Source organism: Sphingobium cloacae (genome assembly GCF_002355855.1).
Lineage (GTDB): Bacteria > Pseudomonadota > Alphaproteobacteria > Sphingomonadales > Sphingomonadaceae > Sphingobium > Sphingobium cloacae.
Window position 1 is genome coordinate 2580819 of record NZ_AP017655.1, and the last position, 22856, is coordinate 2603674.

The following is a 22856-nucleotide window of genomic DNA, read 5'->3' on the forward strand; positions in this document are numbered from 1 at the left end:
CCCGGCGCCGATCAAAGCATAGCCGGTGCTTCTGGCGCGCACGATCGCGGAGCGCGCCAGGAAAGCCGAAGTCATGACCTTGAACAGCAACCTGCGGGAACGGACCGCACACACCCATCGTAACGGCGCCGGCATCGAACCGAGCGCACACAGCCTCTCCATGACGGCGGTGCGCGAGGCGCGCAACGATCTCAAGACGACGCTGAGCGTCCTCAAGGCCGACGCCAATGGCCTCACCGAGATCGAGGTGCGGTTTCGGCTCGAAGAGAATGGGCCGAACGAGACCGCGCACGAGCGGGCGCCGCACTGGTCGCGCCAGCTTCTGGGCGCGTTTCGCAATCCCTTCATCATCGTGCTGGCGGTCCTTGCCGCCATCTCGCTGACGCTCGATCCCAGCGATCTCATGGCGCCGATCATCATCGGGACAATGATCACGCTCAGCGTCATCCTGCGCTTCTGGCAGGAATATCGGTCGAGCCGCGCCGCCGAGGCGCTTCAGGCGATGGTGACGACGACGGCGACCGTGCTGCGCCGCGCGCCGAGCGATGGCGAGCCGACGCCGCGCGAGGTGCCGGTGCGCGACTTGGTGGTGGGCGACATCGTGCAGCTTGGCGCGGGCGACATGATCCCGGCCGACGTGCGGCTGCTCGAATCGAAGGACCTGTTCGTCAGCCAAGCGGTGCTGACCGGCGAATCCCTGCCGGTCGAGAAATATGACACGCTGGGCGCCGTGGCCGAGAAGTCGGCGAGCGCCGCGACCGGCCCGGACACCGGACCGCTCGACGTCGCCAACATCTGTTTCATGGGAACGAACGTGGTGAGCGGCCAGGGCCGCGCGGTCGTGGTCGCGACCGGCCGGCACACCTATTTCGGCTCGCTGTCGAAGGCGATCGTCGGCCAGCGCGCGGAGACGTCGTTCGACAAGGGCGTCAAGAGCGTCAGCTTCCTGCTCATCCGTTTCATGCTGGTGATGGTGCCGATCGTGCTCGTCATCAACGGGGTCGTGAAGGGCGACTGGCTCGAAGCGCTGCTGTTCTCACTGTCGGTCGCGGTCGGGCTGACGCCTGAGATGCTGCCGCTGGTCGTGACCGCCAACCTCGCCAAGGGCGCGGTGGCGATGTCGAAGCGCAAGGTCATCGTGAAGCGCCTTAACGCCATCCAGAACTTCGGCGCGATGGATGTGCTCTGCACCGACAAGACAGGCACGCTGACGCAGGACAAGGTGATCCTGGAAAACCATCTCGACATCGAGGGCCAGCGCGACGACCGCGTTCTCCAGCTCGCCTGGCTCAACAGCGCCCACCAGACCGGCGTGCGGAACCTGCTCGACGTGGCGGTGATGGACTATGCCGAGACGCACGAAAAGAGCGCCCGGATCGAGCGGCCGACTCACTATCGCAAGATCGACGAGATGCCGTTCGACTTCGTGCGGCGGCGCCTGTCGGTTGTGGTCGGCGATGGCGATGGCGGCCATCTGCTCTTTTGCAAGGGCGCGGTCGAGGAGATGCTGGCGATCTCGACCCATGTCATGACCGCGAACGGGGTCGTGCCGCTCGACAAGGGGCATCGCGACGATGTCATCGTGCGGGCGAACGGCCTCAATCAGGACGGCTTCCGGGTCGTGCTGGTGGCGACGCGTACCTTCGACGCCGCCGACACCAAGGCCGCCTACAGCGTCGCCGACGAGGCGGGGCTGACCCTGCACGGCTATCTGGCGTTCCTCGATCCGCCCAAGGAAAGCGCCGCCGTCGCCATCGCGGCCCTGCGCCAGCATGGCGTGGCCGTGAAGGTGCTGACCGGCGACAATGCGGTCGTCACCGCCAAAATCTGCCGCGAGGTCGGACTGGAAATCGGCGAACCCCTTCTCGGGCGCGACATCGCGAAGCTGGACGATGAGGCGCTCAAGGCAATCGTCAGCGAGACGGTGGTCTTCGCCAAGATGTCGCCGCTCGACAAGGCGCGGGTCATCCGGGCGCTCAAGGCGCTCGGCCACACAGTCGGATTCCTAGGTGACGGCATCAACGACGCACCCGCCCTGCGCGACGCGGATGTCGGCGTCTCGGTCGACAGCGCGGCGGACATCGCCAAGGAGTCGGCGGACATCATCCTGCTTGAAAAGAGCCTGATGGTGTTGGAGGACGGCGTGCTGCGCGGGCGCGAGACGTTCGGCAACATCATCAAATATATCAAGATGACGGCCAGCTCTAACTTCGGCAACGTGTTCAGCGTGCTCGTCGCCTCGGCCTTCCTGCCGTTCCTGCCGATGCTGCCGATCCATCTGCTGATCCAGAACCTCTGCTACGACATCTCGCAGCTCTCGCTGCCGTGGGACCGGATGGACGAGGAGTATCTGGAGAAGCCCCGCAAATGGTATGCGGGGGACATCGCCCGCTTCATGGTCACGATCGGGCCGATCAGCTCGATCTTCGATATCACGACCTTCGCGCTGATGTGGTTCGTGTTCAGTGCGAACACCGTGGGCGCGCAGTCGCTGTTCCAGTCGGGCTGGTTCATCGAAGGGCTGCTGTCGCAGACGCTCGTCGTGCATATGATCCGCACGCGGAAGATCCCGTTCATCCAGAGCACGGCGGCCCTGCCGGTGATGCTGCTGACCGGCGCGGTGATGGCGTTCGGCATCTATGTGCCATTCTCGCCGCTCGGCGCGGCGGTCGGTCTCCAGCCCCTGCCGTGGGCCTACTTCCCGTGGCTCGTGGGGACGTTGCTCGGCTACTGCGTGCTGACCCAGCTCCTCAAGATGCTCTACATCCGCCGGTTCAAAGCCTGGCTCTGATCATGGCGTTCGTGGACCTTCGGACAGGGCCGTGTCCCCGTTGGCCTGTCCCGGCGCCGGAGCCGGGATGGGCCGTGCGGACAGGCCTCATTCTTCATCTGCGCGAGCACCGCGCCGATCCCTTCGCGTCAGGCTGGGCCTTTCTCCTGACGGTCGCAGGCACGCAACCCGATGCGAGGGAGGCCCGGCATGGATGATCCGTCTAGTCGCCGATCCGGCGCGCAATCCGGGCCAACCAGCTCAACGAACAGCGATCGGCTCGCGAGGAAGGCGGGCGTTCGCGCCTGCTTTCCTGGAGTCGAAAATGCTTCTTCGTCGCCGCCTTGCCCGAACCCTGTTTCTTGCCAGCGGTCTGCTGATCGCCACGCCGGCCTGGGCGGACGGCGGCGCGCATGTCGTGGACAGCGCCAACGTCGAGACCCCTGGCGTCTGCCACATGGAAAGCTGGGTCACGCGCTTCAGTGCCGAGAGGGGTCTGCTGAACCTGACGCCGGCCTGCACGCGCACGGATTTGCCGGAACTGGAGATCGGCGCGTCGTTTCAGCACATTTGGGACCAGCATGATGTCGCGGTCGCGGGCCCGGCGCTCAAACTCAACCTGCGCCCCACCGATAAGGGCTTGGGCGTCGGCGTGATCGCCAACGCCGCCCTCGACCTGCGAACCGGCAATCTCGAGACGGCGGCGCTGATCGTGCCGGTCAGCCTGCCAGTCGCCAAGCGGCTGCTGATCAATGTCAATGCCGGCTGGACATACAGCGCGGCTCCCGCGCAGCAAAGCCAGGGCTTCTATGGCGCTCAGGCGGTGCTCGGCGTTTCACACGATCTGAGCCTGATGGCGGAGGTCTTCAAGCACACGCGCGAGCGAGCCGGCACCCAGGCCGGCGTGCGCTGGAATCCGGGTGGCGGCCGGTGCGTGGATGGCAGCGACGCACGCGCCGTCACGCTCGGCATCACGGTGCGCAGATGAGCGTGCGCGCGATCGTCGCGCTGACAACGGTGCGTGGTGCCGAGCTGTTTGCAAGGCTCGCCGCGCGCCTTTTCTGGCGCGGCCTTCTGGATGCTCGCCAGACGAGAACGGCCTTGCGTCTTGCGAGACAGCTCCGCAAGTGCGGGCTCAGGCTCGCTTTGTCGAAAAGATCCGACGGGACGAACCGCCATGACTTTTGAAGCCCTTCTCCAAACTATCCTCAATCTTGGCGCCGCCTTCCTGTTTGGCGGCGTCATCGGCTTCGAGCGGCAGTGGCGTCAGAGGCTCGCGGGACTGCGGACCAACACGCTTGTCGCGCTCGGTGCCGCGACCTTCGTCCTCTTCGCAGGACTGTTTCCGACCGAAGGCAGTCCTACGCGGGTCGCTGCCCAGGTCGTCTCTGGTATCGGCTTCCTTGGTGCAGGCATTATATTCAAGGAGGGGCTCAACGTCCGGGGCCTGAACACGGCCGCGACGCTCTGGTGCTCGGCGGCGGTCGGCGTGCTGTGCGGCGCAGGCTTCTTCCTTCAGGCGGCCGCCGCGACCGGGTTCGTCATCAGTGTGAACCTTGTATTGCGACCCTTCGTGCAACTGATCGGCAGGCAGCCGGAGGCGAGTGATGAGCCGAGCTATGCGATCTGGATCGTCTGTCATGGCGAGGCAGAAGCTCATGTGCGTGCGCTCCTACTGCGCGACTTGGGTTTGCTGCTGCATGTTCGCGAGCTGGAAAGCAGCAACATCGAAGGCAGCAATCGGGTCGAGGTGACGGCGCTGGTGCGGGCCGAAAGCCGACAGGATCGCATGCTGGAGCAGATCGTTGGCCGGCTCAGCCTAGAACCGATGGTGACGGGCGCGCGCTGGCGTTTGGCCTCCGAGATGGAATAGCCTCGCGGCGACCGGCTGCTAGATGATCAACCCCCAGGCAGCGAAGCGCGACTGCGGCGCCTACAGCGCGACCTGAGTTGCACCCTGCAATGCAGAACAAAATGAGTAATCGGCAGCACCGCATGCTATAGGTTGGATGCGAGAAAGCGAGTGGCAGAGATGGCCGAGGCCGTGTTCATGATGAACCCCCAGCAACCGAAGCGTCGCATGGCGATGGCGGTGCGCTGGACCTTGCTGCTCGTCGCGCTCGCTGTGATCTTCGTGGCGGACACGTTGACCAACTACGAAATCGCGGTCGCGGTCTTCTACGTCGCTGCCGTGCTGATCGCGGCAGGCTTCCTGCCCACCTTTGGCGTCCTGACCGTGTCGTCGGTTTGCATGGTACTGACGCTGGTCAGCGTCGTGTTGACGCAGGCCGGCCATTATCAGGCGGGCGTCGTCAATTGCGTCCTCAGCATCTGCGCGATCGGTGTCACCACCTATCTGGCCCTCCAACGCTCGTCTGCGCTCGTAGCCGAGTGTCATCGGTCGTGCAATTCTCCGCAAAAGTGGGCTTTGAAAATTCCCTAGTTGGTGGCCCCTTCATCTCATTCTGCCGGGGCTAGCCCCGGCAGAATGAGATGAGCCGACATTGTCCTCATCTCCTTTGCAGACGCGGAGACGGGGCCGATGATCCGACTTGGAGAATTGATGATGATCCTCGAACTACATCGGCAGGGCGTATCGATATCCGCCATTGCCCGACGCACTGGTCGCGATCCCAAGACCATCCGAAAATATATCGAACGGGGCATCGAGGCCCCGGTTTACGGCCCTCGCATGCTGGGTCGACCGAACAAACTGGCACCCTATCTGGAATTTTTGCGTGAGCGAGTGACGGCCTTTCCCGATCTGACTGCGGCGCGCCTGACGCGGGAAATCCGTGAGCTGGGATATATGGGCGCCTATACCGCGGTAAAGCGGTTCCTGGCAGCGATCCGGCCGGAAAACGGCCCCAAGCCCTTTGAGGTTCGGTTCGAGACGCCGCCTGGCGTGCAGGCACAGGTCGACTTTGCCCGGTTCGTCGTCGAATTTACCGATGAGCCCGGCGTCAGCCGGATCGTCTGGCTGTTCAGCCTGGTGCTGGGACATTCGCGCTTCCTGTTTGCGCGCTACGTCATGCATCAGGATCTCCAAAGCCTGTTGCGCTGTCATATGCAGGCCTTTGAAGCGCTCGGCGGCGTCCCGATCGAGATCCTCTACGATCGCATGAAAACCGCTGTGACCGGGGAAGATGATCAGGGCCACATCATCTACAATCGATCATTGCTGGCTCTGGCCGGGCATTATCGCTTCGTGCCGCGCGCCTGCCGTCCCTATCGGGCCAAGACCAAGGGAAAGGTCGAGCGGCCATTCAGCTATATCCGCAAGGACTTCTTCCTGGGCCGGAGCTTCCGCAATCTGGACGATCTCAATGTCCAGCTGATCGACTGGCTCGATACCGTCGCCAACGTCCGTGTCCACGGCACGACGCAGCGGATTATTGCTGAAGCCTTCGCCGCCGAGCAGCCTGAGTTGCAGCTGCTCCCGGCGGGCCGCTTTGACGCTGTTCTGAAGCTGGAGCGCCGCGTCAGCCACGATGGGATGGTCTCGGTCGGCGGCAATTACTACAGCGTTCCCGATCGCACCCGGCGCGTCGTCGAAATCCAGCAGTTACCCGACAAGATCCGGATCGTAGACCTGGGCCAGGTCATTGCCGAGCACCCGGTTCTTGAGGGGCGTCGGCAGTACAGGATCGATCCTGCGCATCGGACAGGCAGCAGCGGCGCCAAGCGCCGTATCCATGGCAAAGAGGTAATCGCCATCGGTCGTGTAGGCGAGCATGTCGCCGTGCGCTCCCTGGCCATCTATCAGGCGATCGGCAGCCAACTGGCGCGGGGAGACCGGCCATGAACCATGGGGGTGCCGCATCCCGCGTCGATAATATCCGCCGCAGCCTCGTCCATCTCAAAATGCCACGCGCCCTGGAGATGCTCGACGCCACCCTGCGCGGCATAGAGCAGGGCAAAATCGATGGCATCGAGGCCATCGACATATTGCTGAACGAAGAACTGTCGCTCCGGGAGAACCGCAGGATCAAGGCAGCCCTGCGCATGGCAAGGCTGCCGATCATCAAGACGCTGGACGGATATGACTTCTCCTTCCAGCCATCGCTCGACAGGAACCGCATCCTGGCGCTCGCTGGCCTGGACTTCATCAACCGGGCCGAGGTGGTGCATCTGCTGGGCCCGCCCGGTACCGGGAAAAGCCATATCGCCACGGCCCTTGCCGTCGAGGCCGTGAAGGCGGGCAAGAGCGTCTACTTCATCCCGCTCGCCGATCTGATCGCTTCACTGACCAAGGCTGAACGCGAGGGCACGTTGCGCGAGAAGATCCGCTTCCTATGCCGATCCTCCCTGCTCGTCGTCGACGAGATCGGGTATCTTCCCGTCACGCCCGGCGGCGGCAATCTCTTCTTCCAGCTCGTCAACGCCCGATACGAAAAGGGTGCCATGATCCTGACATCCAACCGCGGCTTCGCCGAATGGGGTGATGTCTTTGGCGATCCGGTGGTGGCCACCGCGCTGCTCGACCGCCTTCTTCACCACGCTGTGGTCATCCAGATCGAGGGCTCCAGCTATCGCATGCGACAGCACGCCGACCTCCTGCCCGAGCATGCGCGCATGGCACCGTCCATCAACCCGCCGCCCTTGCCGAAACGGCGCGGCCGCCCGCCAGCAAAGGAAAAGCCCGATCTCCATCACGGCTGATCACCGACACAAACCCTCCCGCCAAACTAGGGAATTTTAGATGCCCACTTTTGCGGAATCTTCGGTGCCCGTTGACACCGAGCACGAGGCGCGCGCGCAGCTCGCCAGGCTGGCGCGCGTGAACGCGCTGGGCGAGATGGCGGCCTCGATCGCTCATGAAGTCAATCAGCCGCTCACCGGCATTGTCACCAGCGGCGGCGCCTGCCGCAACTGGCTGGCGAGCAAGCCGCCCAATCTCGACAAGGCGCAGCAGGCGGTCGAACGCATGATCGCGGACGCCAATCGTGCGAGCGACATCGTGGCGCGGGTTCGCAACCTCTCGAAGCGCGCCGAGCCCAGCGCCGAGTGGATCGACGCGGAAGTGTTGGTAAGTGAAGTGCTTGCCCTGTGCCGGATGGAGATAGACAAGACGGGCGTTGTCGTAGCCTTTCGCAAACCAGCCGAGGCGCTGCCATTGGTTTTCGCCGACGAGGTGCAGATTCAGCAGGTGCTGATCAATCTGGTCCTGAACGCACTCGAAGCGATGAATGGCTCTCATGCGGGAAAGCGGGAACTGACCATCGAGCTGGCTTACCTGCCAACGAAGATTGTGGAGTTCACCGTCACCGATACGGGACGTGGGTGTGATCCCGAGCGCATCGACCAGATCTTCGACGCCTTCTACAGCACCAAGGCCGACGGCATCGGAATGGGGCTCGCGATCAGCCGCTCGATCGTCGAGGCGCATGGCGGTCGCATCAGCGCACGTCCGAACGCCGCTAGCGGCACGCAATTCTATTTCAGCTTGCCCGGCCGGGCTTTGGGGACCGTATGAGCGTATTCATCGAAACCGAGGAGCAGACGACGCCGATCGTTTATATCGTCGACGACGATCAATCCGTGCGGGACTCGCTGGAGGACCTGCTTTCATCGGTCGGCCTGCGCGCGATCAGCTGCCCTTCCGCGCAACATTTCATGGCGGCGGCGCGGCCGGACGTGACCTCCTGCCTCGTCCTCGACGTGCGGATGCCGGGTCTGAGCGGACTTGATTTTCAAGATAAGCTGGCGAAGTCTGGAATCGAAATCCCCGTCATCTTCATCACCGCGCATGGCGATATACCCATGTCCGTACGCGCGATGAAGGCCGGCGCGGTCGAGTTTCTAGCCAAGCCGTTTCGGGAACAGGATTTGCTTGACGCGATTCAGCAAAGCCTGGCGCGAGATCACGAGCGCCGGCAAGGCGCCGAGGTTCGGACCGAGCTGTGCCGGCGCTACGCGACGCTGAGCGATGGCGAAAAAGAAGTCATGAACCTCGTTGTTATCGGCCTGCTGAACAAGCAGATCGCGGCGCAGCTCGATCTGAGCGAAGTGACGGTTAAGGTGCGGCGTGGTCAGGTGATGCGCAAAATGGGCGCTCAGTCGCTAGCCGATCTCGTCCGCTATGCAGAACGCATTCATGGGACCGAGCAGCAGGTGCTTAATCTTTAGGGCTGGGATACGCTCTGGTTATCCGAGCGTCCACTTTCCGCAACAATCCCACCACTGCGCGTGCACCGGGCGCCCCTGATATCTGCCGTTCCCCACCCTGTGCTGCTTCGTGAACGAACTGCCGGTTTCGACAACGCAATGAGGGCGGATGAACGACGGCTATGTCGGCGGCTGCCGACCAACTCACGCCGCTCCTGGCCGAACGATTGAAAGTCCACTTGTGACGGAAGCGGTCGTTGCAGGCTAACTGCCGCCCGGCGCGTGCCGGTCCGGATCTCGGCTCTGCGCTCCACCACCAGACCGTACGGCGATACGGAACAGCTACTCGTCGACCGGGATCGCCAAGCGCGCCGTCGACAATCCTATAGGCGCGACCGACATTCCGCGAGGCCCATCCCGGCACTCACTGGCCGCATTCCGAAGATTCAAAACGACGTTTACCGATTCGATCCGGCACTCCGCCGATTCGTTCATCCATATCAGCGATTTCGTCAACCGAATATCCTTGCCAAATTGCCATTTTCCAGATATCCATCGAGGATAACGCTTATCTATCGGAAAATCGGCTTATGGAACACTTCGCGGTCATACAGAGCATCGTGCGCGCGGCGCGTAGCGGTGATCGCGAGGGACTTGAGCGTCAGGTTTCGCGGCTGCGGGATCGTCTGGAAAAAGGCGGCGCGCTCAAAGAGGCGGCGGCGCTTCGCCGTCTCGAAGGCGCGGACGCCGAAGCGCAGGATTTGGCGCCAAGCCAAGTCGAGATATCAAGGGCGATGGTGTCAGGCGAGGTGCTGACCCGCGACGTCAATCCGCCTATGGATAGAGAGACTGGCGCGCAGCTCTGCACGATTGATTTTGACAGCGCCGACCTCGCTATCCCGATCTATGGCAAAGCGATTGGCGCAACAGTCGAAGGCCTTCTGCAGGAATGGAGTGATGAGGCCGCGCTTCAGCAAGTGGGCGTGGAGCCAACGCGATCGCTTCTCATTTATGGCCCTCCGGGGTCCGGCAAGACAGTCACAGCCCACTATATCGCTATGCGGTTGCGTCTGCCGTTGGTGACGGCCCGGATCGACGGTCTGATCTCGTCGTTCCTCGGCACAACCGCGCGCAACATCGCTAATCTCTTCGATTTCGCCAATCGCTATGCGTGCATCTTGCTGCTCGACGAGTTCGATGCGCTCGCGAAATTGCGCGATGACGCGCAGGAAATCGGCGAGATCAAGCGCGTAGTGAATTCGCTGCTGCAGAATCTGGACCGTCGCCGCGATCGCGGGATCACGATTGCGATCACCAACCATGATCGGTTGCTGGACCCGGCGGTGTGGAGGCGATTCGAGGCGCAGGTCCATGTCGGCGAACCGGATGCTGTCGCGCGGGAGCAGATGATCGCGCGCTTCCTGCTGCCGATCCAGGCCGAGCCGTCGACGATCCGGATTTTCTCCTATTGCCTCGCGGGCCGGTCAGGTGCGGACATCGAACGGCTGTGCGCGACCGTGAAGCGGCATGTAGCGCTGAACCGTGAAGATCAGGATGGACCCGGCCTTTTCCGCGCGCTTGGCGCGGTGCTGGCCCGCGCGCCCGCGCATGCCGGCCCGTCGGCCCGTATCCTGGCGGCGGACCCTGAAGCCTTTGTCAGCTTGATCGCCAATGACAGTGATCTCGGGCTCAAGCAGACCGAGATCGGCGAAGCGACCGGCTATGGCCAGTCGCGGATCAGCGACCTGAAGCGATCGCGCAAGCATGTTGCCCTGATGGAGCAGCAGCATGGCTAACAACCCAGTCCAGATCATCCTGAACGACCGGGACTTTCATCAGGCCCCGGATCCAGGACAGCCGCCGCGCAACAAAGATTTCTTCGACAAGGCGGATGCGGCCTTTGCTGCCCACAAGGCGGCGTTGCTCGCGTCGATCGATGCGATCATGGCGCATCTCGCCGCGAGCCCCTTCGGACCACTCGCATATCTCAAGATCCAGATGCGCAGCGAGGCGCTGGCCAAATCATATCGGCCGGTCTGGTGGCTGTTCAAGCGCGACCAGTTTCCGTGCGTTGGGGCCGACGCCGTCGGAACGCTCTTTTTCGAGGCGCCGCTGATTTATCTGCCCGGCCTGCGCAGTCGCATCGATGCCGCCGAGCTGACCGTCGAAACCAAATATCGTCAGGCCGACGGCGCGCCCTATCTGGCACCAACGTCCGCGCGCGCTGAAGTCGGCGCAATCGAGACGATCGAGATCGCCCCGCCAGAGCGGAAAAGGAATTTCTCAGTCTCGGCGGCGCTTGCCGCTTTCGAAGACCCCCGCGCCGTCTCGGGCTACCAGATCGAATTGTTTCACGCGCCGACCGATCCGGTGATCGCTGACGATCCGATCGGGCGCGGGGCCTTGCTGCGTAGTTTCGACAAACTGGTGATCGGACTAGGATCGGGTGTGCGCGCTTTCGTCCATCGCTCTATCGGCCGCACGCCCGTCCTCGAGCTGCAGCTGACCCAGGACGCGCAGCCGGCGTTGATCGACAACCGATCTGCGCCGGTCGGCGGCGAGATCGCCGCAGCGCTGCCGGCGACGACCGTGGACAAAAGCCCCGACCGGCACGAGGCGGCGCTGAACGCGCTTCAGGCCCATCCGTTGGTGCGCGCCATTCTGCCGCCGATCTTGCTGCAGATCGAGGATGAACAGACGCCGCCGCCGTTCGGTCTTGGCCTCGATTTGCCGTCGCTGCCGCTCGCCATTCCGGCCCCGGTCGCCGACGCTACCTACCCCATAGTTGGCATCATCGATTCCGGGGTGGCAGCCCCGCTCGACGCTTGGGTGGTGGGGCGTTTCGACTATCTGAGCTCAGGCGAATTCAATGCCGTTCACGGTACGGGGGTAGCCGGTCTGGTGAGCGTGCCGCACCTCACCAATCCTGCTTCGGTGGTGCCGCTGGGTGATGGCTGCCGCATCTATGATGCGCCTTTGTTTCCCTCGAAGCCGTTCTCGACCCATTATCGCGGGTTCATCGACTTTCTGGAGGAAGTCGAGCAAGCGGTTGCCGAGGGTCAGCGCAACCATGGCGTGCGCATCTTCAATCTCTCGATCAACGCAGTTTCCGACGTCGAGCGCTACCGGTACAGTATCTACGCCTCCAGGCTTGACCAGATCGCCGACGCTTATGGCGTGATCTTCGTCAATACGGTCGGCAATCTGCCCCGTGCCCAAGCCCGCGCACCTTGGCCCAAAAAGCCCGGCGAGACTGTCCGTTATTTCGCGTCCCGGACGACATCCGACACGATCTTCAAGCCGTCGGAGAGCGTGCGAGCCATCTCGGTGGGGGCGATCAACCCGCCCCGGACAGAGCATGTCGAAGGGGCACCCACCGTCTATACGACACGCGGACCGGGATTGCAGGTCGGCGTTAAGCCAGATGTCGTCGCTTATGGGGGCGCGGGCGTAACCGCACCAGGTGCCTCGACGGGGCTTTGCTCGATCGATGTCGAAGGGCGACGGCAGGATGTGGTCGGGACGAGTTTTGCCGCGCCGCTAGTGGCCCGCACCCTCGCCGGCCTCGATGCTGCGACCAACGGGGGCCTGCACGTCGAGGCGTTGCGCGCGATGCTGCTGCATCATGCGGTGCTGCCGGAAACCCTAAAGCGACGCAGCTTGAAGGACCTCGCGAGACAATTTGCAGGTTTCGGCCAGCCCGCGCCGGTCGTCGATATGCTCGAAACTGGAAATCATCAGATCACTTTGCTGTTCCAGAGCCGGCTCAGCATCGGCGAGCGTAAGCCGGTTATCCTGCGCTTTCCGTTCGTCTGGCCTGAAAGCCTCGCCGGCAGCGACGGCAAATGCTCCGGCCGGGCGCGCATCACGTTGGTCTACGCGCCCCCTCTCGATCCCGCCTTCGGCGCCGAGTTCGTGAGAGTGAACCTCGAGGCTTCCTTGAAGCAGCTTCAGGCGGTGCCCAACAAGGATGGGAGCCCGCGCTTCCTCAACCAGATCGATCCGCTCTATTATCCCAAATCGGCCCATCTGGCCGTGCCTGAGAAAGCATTGATTGATCACGGGCTCAAATGGTGGCCATCGAAGCAATATTGCTCGACCTTTAACGAGATTGGCGCATCCTCTCAATGGCGTCTCGAGGTCACCAGCCTCGTCCGCGCCGAGACACGCTTCCCGGCCGAGGGCGTGCCGTTCGCCGCCCTGCTGACGATCGAGGATCCCGACGGGAAGGCACCGGTGTTCCGAGAATTGCGCCAGTATCTTCAGACAAGTCAGGCAAATGCCCAGGACGTTCGGACGGCTGTGCGTCTGCGCGCCTGATGTCGGAGATCTCATGCTCATTCCGGCGCGACTGGCTACATGCTCTAGGCTGCCGGTCGGCTAAGATTCCCCCAATCAAGGGTCGACGCAGGCCATCAGGCGGTAAACAGCAAAGGGCACTGAACGTATGAGCGATCCAGATGATTGAGCAATTTCGTGAAGTTAAACTCGACGCAAGGCGCGAAGACTTCCTGGCCTTGCGAGAGGCGATGATCGCCGTCGATACCGCGAGCTGGTCGTATTTGAAGGATCGAGAGCTCGATTTCTCGCCGGGTGGGACATCGGTGCTATTTGCCCATCGCGATGGGGTTCTGCCGAACGCTGACCTCTCAGTGGCCTGGTATGGCGGCCAGGTGACCATCGGGAACATCGTGCCCGAGAATTTCGGGCAGCTTTCGATGGCCGAGTATAATGATCTGCTTGTGGACTTCTATCGGTCTCGCTTGGCGCCGGCGGCCGCCAAGCTCGGATTGCAGCCCGAATTGACAGAGGCTCGTCGCGACCTGAGCGAATGGATCAGCGTCGGCGCGGTTCGTCAACTGGTAGCCTTCTCCAACCTCGCGAACAAAGGGACCGGCGCGTCCCACCCAAACGATCGGCAGCGCTGGCTCGATTTCATCATTCGCGTTCATGACGAGGGCAGGCGCTTGCCGCCAGAGATCCTCGAGAAGTGGTTGATCGACGAACTTCATTGGCCCGAAAGCATTGCCTCCGACCTCTCGACTGAATTCGGCGGCGCCGCGGAGCTTCTGAAGCGCTACGACGAAACCCGATGAGCGCGGTCGCCGACGTCGCGGCTTCCATCGTTGCTGCAGGCGCACCACTCCTTTTCATCGACACATGCTCGCTCCTCGATATTGTCCGGGGGCAGCGGGATGCCTTCACGCGTGATCAGGCAACGGCGGCGGTGGCGATCATCGATCTCATTGAAGCGGGGAAGCTATCGCTCGTGCTTCCCGAGCAGATCACCAACGAGATGGCCGACAATTTCCAGGGCGTGCAAAAGGATGGCACGAAGTCGATCCAGGCGCTCAATGACCGGGTGCGCCAGATGCACGAAATCATGACGGCGTTCGGCGGAACTGGGCCGGCGATCGTCCTCCCGGCGCCCGCTGACTATGAAAATCTCGCCGATGCGATCGTGGCACGATATCTCGCGAAATCGAGCATCGCGGACACAACCAAATCGGCGACGCATAAGGCTGCCCAGCGCGTCATCACGGCGACGGCGCCTGCGGCAAGCGGCAAACAATCGTACAAGGACTGCCTGGTCCTTGAATCGTGCCTCGAAGCCCTTTCCGCAGCGCGGTCTCTCGGATTCCGTGCGGGCGCGTATTTCTTGTCGTCGAACATCGCGGAATATGGAGATGCCGCGAAGAAGACGCTTCATCCGCAATTGGTGACTGATTTTGCGGCACACGGGCTCGATTTCGCCAAGAGCTTCCTAGAGCTTCGTTACACGCCGGCGATAGCGGCTCTATAGGCGCGATCAGACCACAACGCACATGGAGAAGGCGCGGAGACGTCAATGCCGCAATTTGTACGAAACGGGCCTATCATACCGGACAAGCTGGTCCAGGAGCTCGAGGATGATCGTGTCGTCATCTTTTGCGGCGCGGGCGTTTCGATGGGTGCTGGGTTGCCGAGCTATAACGGTCTCGTCGCTCACTGCTACAAAACCCTGACCCATCCGACCCCGACCGACGATAAAGAATGGCTCTGGCCCGATCGCATGCTCGGCGCTTTGGAGAGCCGATATACGCCGGCGAATGTTCGCCAGATTGTCGCCGCGCGCTTAAACCGACGTCCGACAAACCTAGCGCTGCATCGTGCCATTCTTCGCCTCTCGCGGCTGCGGCGCAGCGAGGGCATGCGTCTGGTTACCACGAATTTCGACACCTTCTTCGAGAAGGCACGCCGGGGCTTGGACTTCGGCCGCGACTTCCAGTTCCATGCAGGGCCGATCCTGCCCATCCCGCGCGACGATCGCGCCGCCAGTTGGCGAAGCCTGGTCTATCTCCACGGGCGTCTTGGAGGATCAGATCAACACCTCGTATTGACCAGTTCCGACTTCGGGAGAGCTTATCTAACCGAGGGCTGGGCCGCGCGATTTATCGTCCGGCTCTTTGCGGATTTCACCGTGCTCTTTCTAGGGTACAGCCTGAACGATCCGGTGCTGCGCTACATGACCGATGCGTTCGCTGCGGAAAATATCGAGATGCGATCGGGGCAACCGCGAGGGCCGGCGTACATATTCTCGCCCTATGAGGGTGCTGAGCCGCCGGAAAGCCAGCCGTTCCGCGATCGCAACCTCGAGCCGATTTTCTATTCGGACGCAGCGAATCACGCGGCGCTGCGTGAGACGATTGTCCAATGGGCCGATTGGCGTGACGACTATTTCTCGAGCGTCGGCCGCGTCATCAACGATATCGCGCCCCGCCGCCCAGACGCGATCGACCCGACCGACACCGCGAATCTGATCTGGGCCGTCGCCGGTCGGGCGGACGATCAGGGATACGGAGCACGAACCTTCGCCGCGGTCGAACCATGCCCGCCGATCGAATGGCTGTCGCTCTTCGAAGCGACCGATCTTGCGCGCTCGGAGGCTCATCAGGAAGCGGTGAGGGAAGCCGCAAAGGCCGCACGGATCGCCCCGCCGGCGCCAGAGCTCGATTTCCTCCCGCTTTTTCCGCTACAGTCGGACAGTCGGCACATGGCGCTGACATCGACCGGCTACGCGCTGCTGGCGTGGTTTTGCCGACACCTCGGGACCGAGGGGTTCGTAGATCACGTCATCGAAAAGCTCGGGCAAGGACGGATGCTCCATCCGAGTTTGCGCCAGGCGATCCGGCGACAGCTCCCGCAAGAACTGGGGTTGCGCGAAGGCTTCAAGCGCTTTTGGTGGATCGTCTCGTCCGAAGGAGGCTGGGTCGGCGCGCGCCGGCGAGACGATCCCGGTTCGCTTTGGACTGCGCAGGGTGGCTATACGTCAGGCGCTGATCGTGAGTGGCTACGTCAGGAAGTTCTGGCAGGCCTGCGACCGCTGCTCGATTTCTCTGCGTCCAGCTATCGCAGCTATCGCGACGCGACCCATCCAGAGCAAGCGGCGGATCCCGTCGGCGACCGGATTTCGGAGATTGCCGATGCGGAGGTGGAACTTGCAGATCGCAACCACGTCAGGGGGTTCATCGATACAGTCAACGGTCGCCCGGGTGCCACGGAATTCTGGGCATGGCTGAACGATGATCTGACCGGCCTACTCGCCCAAGCCTTGCACCTGTTCGCGGCGGCAGATGAGGCGAATGCCAATAATGATCCGAGCGCTCTGCAGCGCCCGTCGGTTGAGCCGCACCAGCAGAATTATCAGCACCGCCAATGGACCCTGTTGTTCGATCTGATCTGGATGGGCTGGGAGCATATCGACGGCAATGATGCCACAGCGAGCCGTGCGATCGTGGCACGGTGGCGTACGCTGCCGTTCCTGTCCTTCCGACGGCTCGTAGCCGCCGCTGTAACCCACAGTGGTCATTTCAGCGACACCGAGAAAGCGGAGGTGCTCCTAAATGGCTGAGACTCCGATGATCTGGGCGTCGGGCGCCCGGAAGGAGGCCATGGCCTTGCTCGGCTCGTTGTGGGCAAACGGGTCGACGGCCTCGCGCGAGCGGATTGTCGAAACCCTGCTCGCCGGACCCCCAGAAGATCTTCTCGCGCGCGTCTCCGAAGAAGACCGCGAACGATCGCGCGACCGGCGGATCTTCGACCGTCTGACCGTGGTCGCCCGGGTCGGCGATCCGCCCCTGGATCCGCGTCTTCGATCCGAACTGGATCGCATCGAAGCGGCCTATCCTGAGTGGGCGGCCCCCGAGGGCGAACGCGCGATGTTTTCAACCTGGTCCGAATTCCGACTTGGCCCCGACACAGATTTCGGCGTCGATGATCTGGCGCAGCTCCCCCAGGGCGAGCTGGTCTCGACGCTACAAGGGACGACGGACCTTCGCGAGGGTCTTCTCGACGCTTGGAAACAGTTCGCCGATACGGAGCCCGAGGGCGCGATCGCCGTCCTCGAGCTGATCGCGCACAGCGCGAATCCCGGTCCCGGGGATATTTGGGAATATGGTTTGTGGGGCTTGCGGGAGAGCGCGAAGCGGCCGGAGCGCCGATCACGAATCCTGGCCGCGCTCGAGCTGGTCCCCGACACATTGATCAATGAGCCGGATCTGGCGCGGGCCTGTGCGGATTTTCTGGAGGCAGTCGCGGGAAGTCGCCCGTCGCCGACCGGCGAGGATGCGGTGTGGCGGCTGTTCGATCGCACGCTGGCCGCCGTTGCGGACGATCCCTACAATGTCCAGGCGGCCGACGAGCACGATGCCGTCAGTCATGCAATCAACAACGCTCTGGGACGCCTGTCACAGGCCTTTTTCGCCCTTCTCTTCGGCCGCTCGCTTAAGGTTTCGTCCCGCATTCCCGACGACCTCCGGCAGCGGGCGGATGCTCTCGTGTCACCCGGCGTGCCATCGCATCGGCCGGCGCGCGTCATTGCAGCATCGCGACTGTCCTACCTCTTCGCGGTCGATCCGGACTGGACGCAGGTGTCGCTGATCCCGAGCTTCGATTGGGCCCAAGATGACACCGAGGCGGCTGCCGTCTGGCAGGGCTATGCCTGGCAGCCAAGGGTCGACGAGAAGCTGTGGCCTGACCTGAGGCCCTTCTTCCTCGCTACCTTCGAGCCTGACCACCTCGCCCGGATTGGGGAGATGGCGAAATCGCTGGCGCAGTTGCTGATGCTCGTTGGTATCGACCTCGATCGCGACCAGCTTCCGGCGGTTGCGGTGCGAAACGCCCTTCGGTCCATGACCGATCGCCTGCGGGCATCAGCCCTGTCGTGGATCGAGACCTTCCTTGCGCAGCCCGACGAGCCGGAAGATGAGTTGCCCGGAAAGCCGCCGTCGCGGTCAGCAGATTCGCTCTGGAACGAACGGGTCGCGCCCTGGCTGCAACAGGTTTGGCCAGTCGAAGTGGAGCTCCGTTCAACATCGACGTCTGAGCAGTTTGCGCGGATCGCGATCGCGACGAACGCACGCTTTTCCGACGCGGTCGATCTCCTCACGCCGTTCATGGTCCGCACGAACGCTTTCTATGAACTGCATCTCCTGGCGGGGTCTGCGCACCCGGATTTGCATCCGCGCGCGACGGTACGGCTGATCGATGCCCTCGCCGACCGCCCATCGCTCCAGATGGGCACTGGTGATCTCGGCCCGATCCTGGAGCGCGTTCGCGCCGCCGATGCCAGTATCGTCAACCTCGCGGCCTTCAACGAACTCCGAAACCTGGTGCAGGCAAATCCGCAATGACCAGTAAGATCGAATCTCCCCTGACTTCCGTTGTCGTGCCCGATGAGGGGGGCAAGCCCGCCCTCGAGATCGAGGCGGGGCCGCGCTGGTCGATCTGGATCGATATCGAGGGATTCAGCGTCCTGTGGGGGAAGGGCGGCCTCGCAATCGCCGGCCTTCGCGCATTGATGAGCGGGATCTTCGCGATCGGAACCCGCGCCTATGCCGGCGACGGAGAACGCCTGTTTGCCCACCAGTTCGGAGACGGGTTTGTCATCGTCGGCGACTTCCATGAGGCTGCGCTCGATCGTTGCGCTGCGATCGCCGTCGCGCTGATGCGACATGTCACGACCGCAGGATGTCTGGCGCGCGCAGCGATCGCAGAAGGCGAATTCTCCGACTATTCCGGCTGCTGGCCGAAGGAAATCCGGCAGAAGATCGAGCGGGATCAGTCCGATGACGTCGTCGAACTTGGCAGCGGCCTGATGACACTCTTGCCGGTCATGGGCACAGCGCTGATCAACGCGAACAAGCTCGATAGCGGCAACAAGATCAAGGGTGCCGTGCTAACAATTCGCACCGCCGACGCACTGCGTGTCTCTTCGTCATTCCCACGGCGCGAAGCGCGCGACGCCGCCCATCTGACGATGATCGATTGGGTTCACGCGACCTCTCCCTATATCGACGAGATCATCGAACGCGCCAGGATCGCGACAGTGAGCTCAAACCAGCTGCGGGCCTCAGTTCGCGCCTATATCGCAAATCAGCCCGATCTATCTCCTGCGTGGCTCGCCGGCACGACACAATATGCCAGTCTCACCGAGACAGACGACAAGGTTGGCGCATGATCATAGCGTGGAAGAAGACGTTCTTGATGATCCAGATAGGGCGATCGGCCTTTCGGTCGCGGAGGTAGTCCATACGGCTCGCATTATACGATAGAGCTAGGCAGTACTCGCACGAAGGTCCCGCTCGACCGCTCCCTTCAGCGGCCAACGGCTTCTCTTGGTAGAAGCCGCCATTCCCGGTGGTAAATTTGAACGGCAACTTTGTCCCAGGCGAAGTCACTCAGGCCCACCCATTAATCGATGAACGAACAGCAAGTTTTGATGGCACGATCCGCCCCTCGGAACGACAGCTTTGTCAGCGGCTCTGGGCGAGATGTAGCACGGTGCCTGAACAGGCAGCAGTCGACCACCTCAAGACATTCTACATTAGGCTGCGGTACGTCGGCTCATGCCGAGACCTGTCCTTAGCACGTCTCCAAGCGTCCATACTGAACGCCGGGGGCTCCGACGTTCAGTTCGACAGGCGTCCCGTCGGACGTGGCCATAAGATCATTCGATCATCAAAGAGTGCGGCCCCCCGGCAACGGCCCTTGTCTTCTTGTTTTTGACAATTAATATGTTAAAAGGACTGAATGAAGCTCGAAGAACTCTCGACGATTACCGGAGCGACAATCCGGCAGATCCGTTTCCTGATCTCCGAAGACTTCGTCCCTCCGCCGGAAGGTGGCCGCACCTATGCCCGTTATGGCGACGACCATGTCCGCGCGATCCGCCGCTTTCAGCGCCTCAAGTCTCTGGGCTTTCCCAACGCCGCGATCCGGTTGCTGCTCGACGCGCGCGAGGGCGTGCCGGTGCCCGTGACGGATGGCCTGACGCTGGTGATCGCACCTGAACTGATCGGCAGGGATGCCGACCTGGACGAGATTATCACGCAGACAGAAGCGAGACTGCGGCAGGCATTTTCAGGCGATGTGCCCAAGGCGCGCAAGCGGGCGGGTGGCTGATCGTCCGCAGGGTCAAGGGGAAGCACGACGATGGATAAGCTGATCGATCCGCTGATGCCCTTGTTCCGGCCCTCGGCCGCCCCAAGACCACCTTTGCTGCTCGACAGAACCGACATACGGCTGCGTCTGGTTCCACCGATTGCCCGTCTGATCGTCACGCGCACGTCCACCAATCGCGAAACGGTGCCGATCGAGGCCGTGCTGACCATGCCGCCCGCGCTGAGCGACGAAGTGGTCCACGGCGTGGAAGTTCGGATCGGCGAGCAAAGATGGACCGCGCAGGCACGGCCGAGGCGTCGAGCCGAAACCGACTATGATGGCGCGGCGGTCGACGGCAACCGCGCCATCCTGCTAGAAGATCTCAAGCGCGGCTGGCGCACCTTGTCGGTGGCGGGCGTGCAGCCAGGCGAGGAGGTCTCCTTGGTATGCGAAAGCGTGATCGCGCTTGGCCTAACCGGAGCGACAGTACGCCTCTGTCCGGGCGTCGATCCCGATCTGACCGCTCCTGCCGTGCCCGATCATTTATCTCCGCGCCAGACCAGCGAGCCGCATCCGATCACGCTGGCAATTGAGGGCGCAGACGAAATCATCGTGCGGTCTGGCGGGACTGATCTGCCGCCCAGGCAGCAGATCGGCAATGCGCCAATGATGCTGGATATCGTCGTCCCGTCAGGCTTTGAGGGCCGAGTGACCGACTGGTCCGCCGACGATGTGCGTGCGGAAATGGGCCTGCGCATGGCAGAACAGATCGCGATGCTGCTGGGCGGTGATGGACCGGTAGATCGCCAGCGCGTTCGCGATCTTGCGCTCAAGGGCAATTTGCTGACCAGCGAAACGAGCCTTGTGTTCGTAGGCGCTGAAGGAGACGCCACCGGGGTGCTGCCGGCCATGCGCAAGCTGGCGCTGGTCGATGCGCTCTCCTCCGATGTTCAGGCGATTCCGCCCGACGCCCCGGCAATCGAACCAGCCGCGTCTCCGGCCGCGCTGGATGGCGACTTTCCCGTCCCCGGCCGCGCGCGTGGGTTTGCCGTGCAGTGGCCGACCGTTGGCGCGCGTCCGCCATGGCACGTTCGGCTTGGCAACTGGTGGCGCAACAGGATACCGAGCCGGGAGGTATCTTCCGATAGGCCGCGCCTCGGCGCGCAACTTCGCTCTGCAGCTACGCAGGTGCTGTGGACTCAGGACGGGGTGCTGGCCTTGCGGTCGGGCGATGCGGGCCATCTGCCCAGCGAGGTCGCAGTAATTGTCCGGGACATCGCCGCGGTTGAGATCGTGCGTCAGACCGCGTCGGTCATGAACCTCACGGCCGAGCATCTTGCCATAGCACTGCTCGCACGAGCCGCTGTTTCCCGTGGGGCGGCTTCGCCGGATCTGCTCGATCAGTTGTTCCCGGATCGGCTGCCGCTCCCCTTTGAGCGGCTGGCCCGGCAACTGGGATTGAGCGCATGAGATCTACGGTGTTAGCCGGAGCGCTGTTGCTCGCTGCGCCGACCGCCAATGCGGAGCCTTCGCTCGCGCCATGGGGCGCACGAAGCGGCGAGACACTGGCGATAGACAGCGCTCGCGGCCCCTGGGCGCGGCGCTGGGTAGGACGGAACGATGTCGGCGCTGTCATGCTCACTGTCTATCGGTCGGCGCAAGACGCGCAAAAGGTCGCGATGTTCTCGCGCGGACTGAGCGACGGGCCGGAGCATGATAACGACCTGGCATTTCTCAGGGGCTATCTTCCCCACACATGGCAGACGCGGGTTCTCGCGATTGAGGCGACCGCGTACAATTCAGAAGCACGCGGTCTGTGCGCGATTGTCGGAACAGGTGAGAAGCCGCTCAGGCTCTGCATGGCCAGTCGACCCGACAGCGCGGCGGTCGCAACGATGATGACCCCTCTGGACCGGGATACGGCCACGGAAGCAGCAATGCTGCTGGCGCGTTATGCCGCTCGCCATCCCTTGCACGTGGCCGGGTGACAGCGGACCTACTGTTCTTCCTTCAACCGCTTTGCGAGCAGCGCTCGTGCCTCCGGCGTGAGGCCCTGATCGGCACCAGCATTACCGGCCGGTGACGGCGTGCCTTGCGTGCTCGACGGGTTGCCCGAGTGCTCGACCATATAGCGATCGAGGTTGCGATGGCCGATCGAAGGATCGCTGCCCGGCAATGATCCGGTCAGTTCGCCTGAATTGATCCGCCCGTCGTTCTCACGCAAAATCTCCCCGACCATCCCTTTGCCTGGGATCGGGGCCACTCCCTGGCCGAGCCCGATGACACCGGGCTTACAAGGGATGGGCGTTGCGCTCGTGCCTCGGAGCCAATGGATCGGCCAGTCCCACCCCGTCGCGATGTAATCTATCCATCCGAAAGCTTCACGTTCGCTCGCCTTGGCAGGATAGCAATGTCTTTGAACAGCTTGGTTTTCCGCGCCGAGGAACCAGCCCAGGACCAAGAGAACGAAAAAGACGCCGGCCAGCTTGCTAACGACATCCGAAGATTTCCCCATCATCACGTCTCCTTATCAGGAGGCACGGCACGGTTATGCCGG

Annotated in this window: 21 protein-coding genes; 18 read left to right on the plus strand and 3 right to left on the minus strand. The window is 62.8% G+C overall.

Going from position 1 to position 22856, the window contains the following annotated elements; genetic code table 11:
* Positions 1 to 73 precede the first annotated feature (73 nt).
* The 8 genes from mgtA (at position 74) to SCLO_RS12950 (ending at position 8899) form a co-directional block, all read left to right on the plus strand.
* Positions 74 to 2791, plus strand: coding sequence for a magnesium-translocating P-type ATPase (gene mgtA, locus SCLO_RS12910; protein ID WP_066522234.1), 2718 nt, complete (start codon positions 74 to 76; stop codon positions 2789 to 2791).
* Positions 2792 to 2984: 193 nt separating this feature from the next.
* Complete coding sequence (locus SCLO_RS12915) at positions 2985 to 3758, plus strand: hypothetical protein (RefSeq protein ID WP_197705097.1); 774 nt, start codon at positions 2985 to 2987, stop codon at positions 3756 to 3758.
* A 189-nt stretch (positions 3759 to 3947) separates the two neighbouring features.
* Positions 3948 to 4643, plus strand: coding sequence for an MgtC/SapB family protein (locus SCLO_RS12925; RefSeq protein ID WP_066522226.1), 696 nt, complete (start codon positions 3948 to 3950; stop codon positions 4641 to 4643).
* A 159-nt stretch (positions 4644 to 4802) separates the two neighbouring features.
* Complete coding sequence (locus SCLO_RS12930; protein WP_096362134.1) at positions 4803 to 5213, plus strand: hypothetical protein; 411 nt, start codon at positions 4803 to 4805, stop codon at positions 5211 to 5213.
* 99 nt (positions 5214 to 5312) lie between these two features.
* Positions 5313 to 6575: an IS21 family transposase gene (gene istA / locus SCLO_RS12935; protein ID WP_096362064.1), complete on the plus strand. Its 1263-nt coding sequence runs from the start codon at positions 5313 to 5315 to the stop codon at positions 6573 to 6575.
* Complete coding sequence (gene istB / locus SCLO_RS12940; protein ID WP_066522470.1) at positions 6572 to 7432, plus strand: IS21-like element helper ATPase IstB; 861 nt, start codon at positions 6572 to 6574, stop codon at positions 7430 to 7432. Before istA ends, istB begins: the two co-directional genes overlap by 4 nt.
* 40 nt (positions 7433 to 7472) lie before the next feature.
* Positions 7473 to 8246, plus strand: coding sequence for a sensor histidine kinase (locus tag SCLO_RS12945; protein WP_096362135.1), 774 nt, complete (start codon positions 7473 to 7475; stop codon positions 8244 to 8246).
* Positions 8243 to 8899, plus strand: a complete 657-nt coding sequence (locus SCLO_RS12950; RefSeq protein ID WP_066520902.1) for a response regulator transcription factor — start codon at positions 8243 to 8245, stop codon at positions 8897 to 8899. The genes SCLO_RS12945 and SCLO_RS12950 overlap by 4 nt, the downstream gene beginning before the upstream one ends.
* A 403-nt stretch (positions 8900 to 9302) precedes the next feature.
* Here the strand turns inward: SCLO_RS12950 and SCLO_RS24210 are convergent, their stop codons facing one another.
* Both SCLO_RS24210 and SCLO_RS23645 read right to left on the minus strand, forming a co-directional pair.
* Complete coding sequence (locus tag SCLO_RS24210; protein ID WP_255210269.1) at positions 9303 to 9434, minus strand: hypothetical protein; 132 nt, start codon at positions 9432 to 9434, stop codon at positions 9303 to 9305.
* Between the two features lie 16 nt (positions 9435 to 9450).
* On the minus strand, positions 9451 to 9654 hold the full coding sequence (locus SCLO_RS23645) for a hypothetical protein (protein WP_197705098.1): 204 nt from the start codon (positions 9652 to 9654) through the stop codon (positions 9451 to 9453).
* A 33-nt stretch (positions 9655 to 9687) separates the two neighbouring features.
* Here SCLO_RS23645 and SCLO_RS12955 point away from each other — a divergent pair, with 33 nt between their 5' ends.
* The 10 genes from SCLO_RS12955 (at position 9688) to SCLO_RS13000 (ending at position 22287) form a co-directional block, all read left to right on the plus strand.
* Positions 9688 to 10674, plus strand: coding sequence for an AAA family ATPase (locus SCLO_RS12955; RefSeq protein WP_197705099.1), 987 nt, complete (start codon positions 9688 to 9690; stop codon positions 10672 to 10674).
* Positions 10667 to 13198 (plus strand): S8 family peptidase, encoded by a 2532-nt coding sequence (locus tag SCLO_RS12960; RefSeq protein WP_066520897.1) that lies wholly within the window; start codon positions 10667 to 10669, stop codon positions 13196 to 13198. Before SCLO_RS12955 ends, SCLO_RS12960 begins: the two co-directional genes overlap by 8 nt.
* Positions 13199 to 13338: 140 nt before the next feature.
* Positions 13339 to 13974, plus strand: coding sequence for a hypothetical protein (locus tag SCLO_RS12965; protein ID WP_123905501.1), 636 nt, complete (start codon positions 13339 to 13341; stop codon positions 13972 to 13974).
* Positions 13971 to 14681 (plus strand): PIN domain-containing protein, encoded by a 711-nt coding sequence (locus tag SCLO_RS12970; RefSeq protein ID WP_066520890.1) that lies wholly within the window; start codon positions 13971 to 13973, stop codon positions 14679 to 14681. Before SCLO_RS12965 ends, SCLO_RS12970 begins: the two co-directional genes overlap by 4 nt.
* A gap of 45 nt (positions 14682 to 14726) precedes the next feature.
* Entirely contained in the window at positions 14727 to 16769 is a 2043-nt protein-coding gene (locus SCLO_RS12975) for an SIR2 family protein (RefSeq protein ID WP_066520887.1), read from the plus strand.
* Complete coding sequence (locus tag SCLO_RS12980) at positions 16762 to 18549, plus strand: hypothetical protein (protein WP_123905502.1); 1788 nt, start codon at positions 16762 to 16764, stop codon at positions 18547 to 18549. Before SCLO_RS12975 ends, SCLO_RS12980 begins: the two co-directional genes overlap by 8 nt.
* Positions 18546 to 19376, plus strand: a complete 831-nt coding sequence (locus SCLO_RS12985; protein WP_066520881.1) for a hypothetical protein — start codon at positions 18546 to 18548, stop codon at positions 19374 to 19376. The genes SCLO_RS12980 and SCLO_RS12985 overlap by 4 nt, the downstream gene beginning before the upstream one ends.
* A 572-nt stretch (positions 19377 to 19948) precedes the next feature.
* Positions 19949 to 20320 (plus strand): helix-turn-helix domain-containing protein, encoded by a 372-nt coding sequence (locus SCLO_RS12990; RefSeq protein ID WP_066520876.1) that lies wholly within the window; start codon positions 19949 to 19951, stop codon positions 20318 to 20320.
* A 30-nt stretch (positions 20321 to 20350) separates the two neighbouring features.
* Positions 20351 to 21769 (plus strand): VIT domain-containing protein, encoded by a 1419-nt coding sequence (locus tag SCLO_RS12995; protein WP_066520873.1) that lies wholly within the window; start codon positions 20351 to 20353, stop codon positions 21767 to 21769.
* Positions 21766 to 22287, plus strand: coding sequence for a hypothetical protein (locus SCLO_RS13000; RefSeq protein ID WP_123905503.1), 522 nt, complete (start codon positions 21766 to 21768; stop codon positions 22285 to 22287). The genes SCLO_RS12995 and SCLO_RS13000 overlap by 4 nt, the downstream gene beginning before the upstream one ends.
* Before the next feature lie 8 nt (positions 22288 to 22295).
* On the opposite strand, the gene SCLO_RS13005 is transcribed toward SCLO_RS13000, so the two are convergent.
* Complete coding sequence (locus SCLO_RS13005) at positions 22296 to 22817, minus strand: hypothetical protein (protein ID WP_066520865.1); 522 nt, start codon at positions 22815 to 22817, stop codon at positions 22296 to 22298.
* Between the last annotated feature and the right edge of the window lie 39 nt (positions 22818 to 22856).

Coding starts and splice junctions, on each gene's coding strand:
- mgtA (WP_066522234.1), top strand. CDS start 74: ATGACCTTGAACAGCAACCTGCGGGAACGGACCGCACACACCCATCGT.
- SCLO_RS12945 (WP_096362135.1), top strand. CDS start 7,473: ATGCCCACTTTTGCGGAATCTTCGGTGCCCGTTGACACCGAGCACGAG.
- istA (WP_096362064.1), top strand. CDS start 5,313: ATGATCCGACTTGGAGAATTGATGATGATCCTCGAACTACATCGGCAG.
- SCLO_RS12925 (WP_066522226.1), top strand. CDS start 3,948: ATGACTTTTGAAGCCCTTCTCCAAACTATCCTCAATCTTGGCGCCGCC.
- SCLO_RS12965 (WP_123905501.1), top strand. CDS start 13,339: ATGATTGAGCAATTTCGTGAAGTTAAACTCGACGCAAGGCGCGAAGAC.
- SCLO_RS24210 (WP_255210269.1), bottom strand. CDS start 9,434: ATGGATATCTGGAAAATGGCAATTTGGCAAGGATATTCGGTTGACGAA.
- SCLO_RS13000 (WP_123905503.1), top strand. CDS start 21,766: ATGAGATCTACGGTGTTAGCCGGAGCGCTGTTGCTCGCTGCGCCGACC.
- SCLO_RS12950 (WP_066520902.1), top strand. CDS start 8,243: ATGAGCGTATTCATCGAAACCGAGGAGCAGACGACGCCGATCGTTTAT.
- SCLO_RS12960 (WP_066520897.1), top strand. CDS start 10,667: ATGGCTAACAACCCAGTCCAGATCATCCTGAACGACCGGGACTTTCAT.
- istB (WP_066522470.1), top strand. CDS start 6,572: ATGAACCATGGGGGTGCCGCATCCCGCGTCGATAATATCCGCCGCAGC.
- SCLO_RS12930 (WP_096362134.1), top strand. CDS start 4,803: ATGGCCGAGGCCGTGTTCATGATGAACCCCCAGCAACCGAAGCGTCGC.
- SCLO_RS12985 (WP_066520881.1), top strand. CDS start 18,546: ATGACCAGTAAGATCGAATCTCCCCTGACTTCCGTTGTCGTGCCCGAT.
- SCLO_RS12995 (WP_066520873.1), top strand. CDS start 20,351: ATGGATAAGCTGATCGATCCGCTGATGCCCTTGTTCCGGCCCTCGGCC.
- SCLO_RS13005 (WP_066520865.1), bottom strand. CDS start 22,817: ATGATGGGGAAATCTTCGGATGTCGTTAGCAAGCTGGCCGGCGTCTTT.
- SCLO_RS12915 (WP_197705097.1), top strand. CDS start 2,985: ATGATCCGTCTAGTCGCCGATCCGGCGCGCAATCCGGGCCAACCAGCT.
- SCLO_RS12975 (WP_066520887.1), top strand. CDS start 14,727: ATGCCGCAATTTGTACGAAACGGGCCTATCATACCGGACAAGCTGGTC.
- SCLO_RS12970 (WP_066520890.1), top strand. CDS start 13,971: ATGAGCGCGGTCGCCGACGTCGCGGCTTCCATCGTTGCTGCAGGCGCA.
- SCLO_RS12990 (WP_066520876.1), top strand. CDS start 19,949: ATGAAGCTCGAAGAACTCTCGACGATTACCGGAGCGACAATCCGGCAG.
- SCLO_RS12980 (WP_123905502.1), top strand. CDS start 16,762: ATGGCTGAGACTCCGATGATCTGGGCGTCGGGCGCCCGGAAGGAGGCC.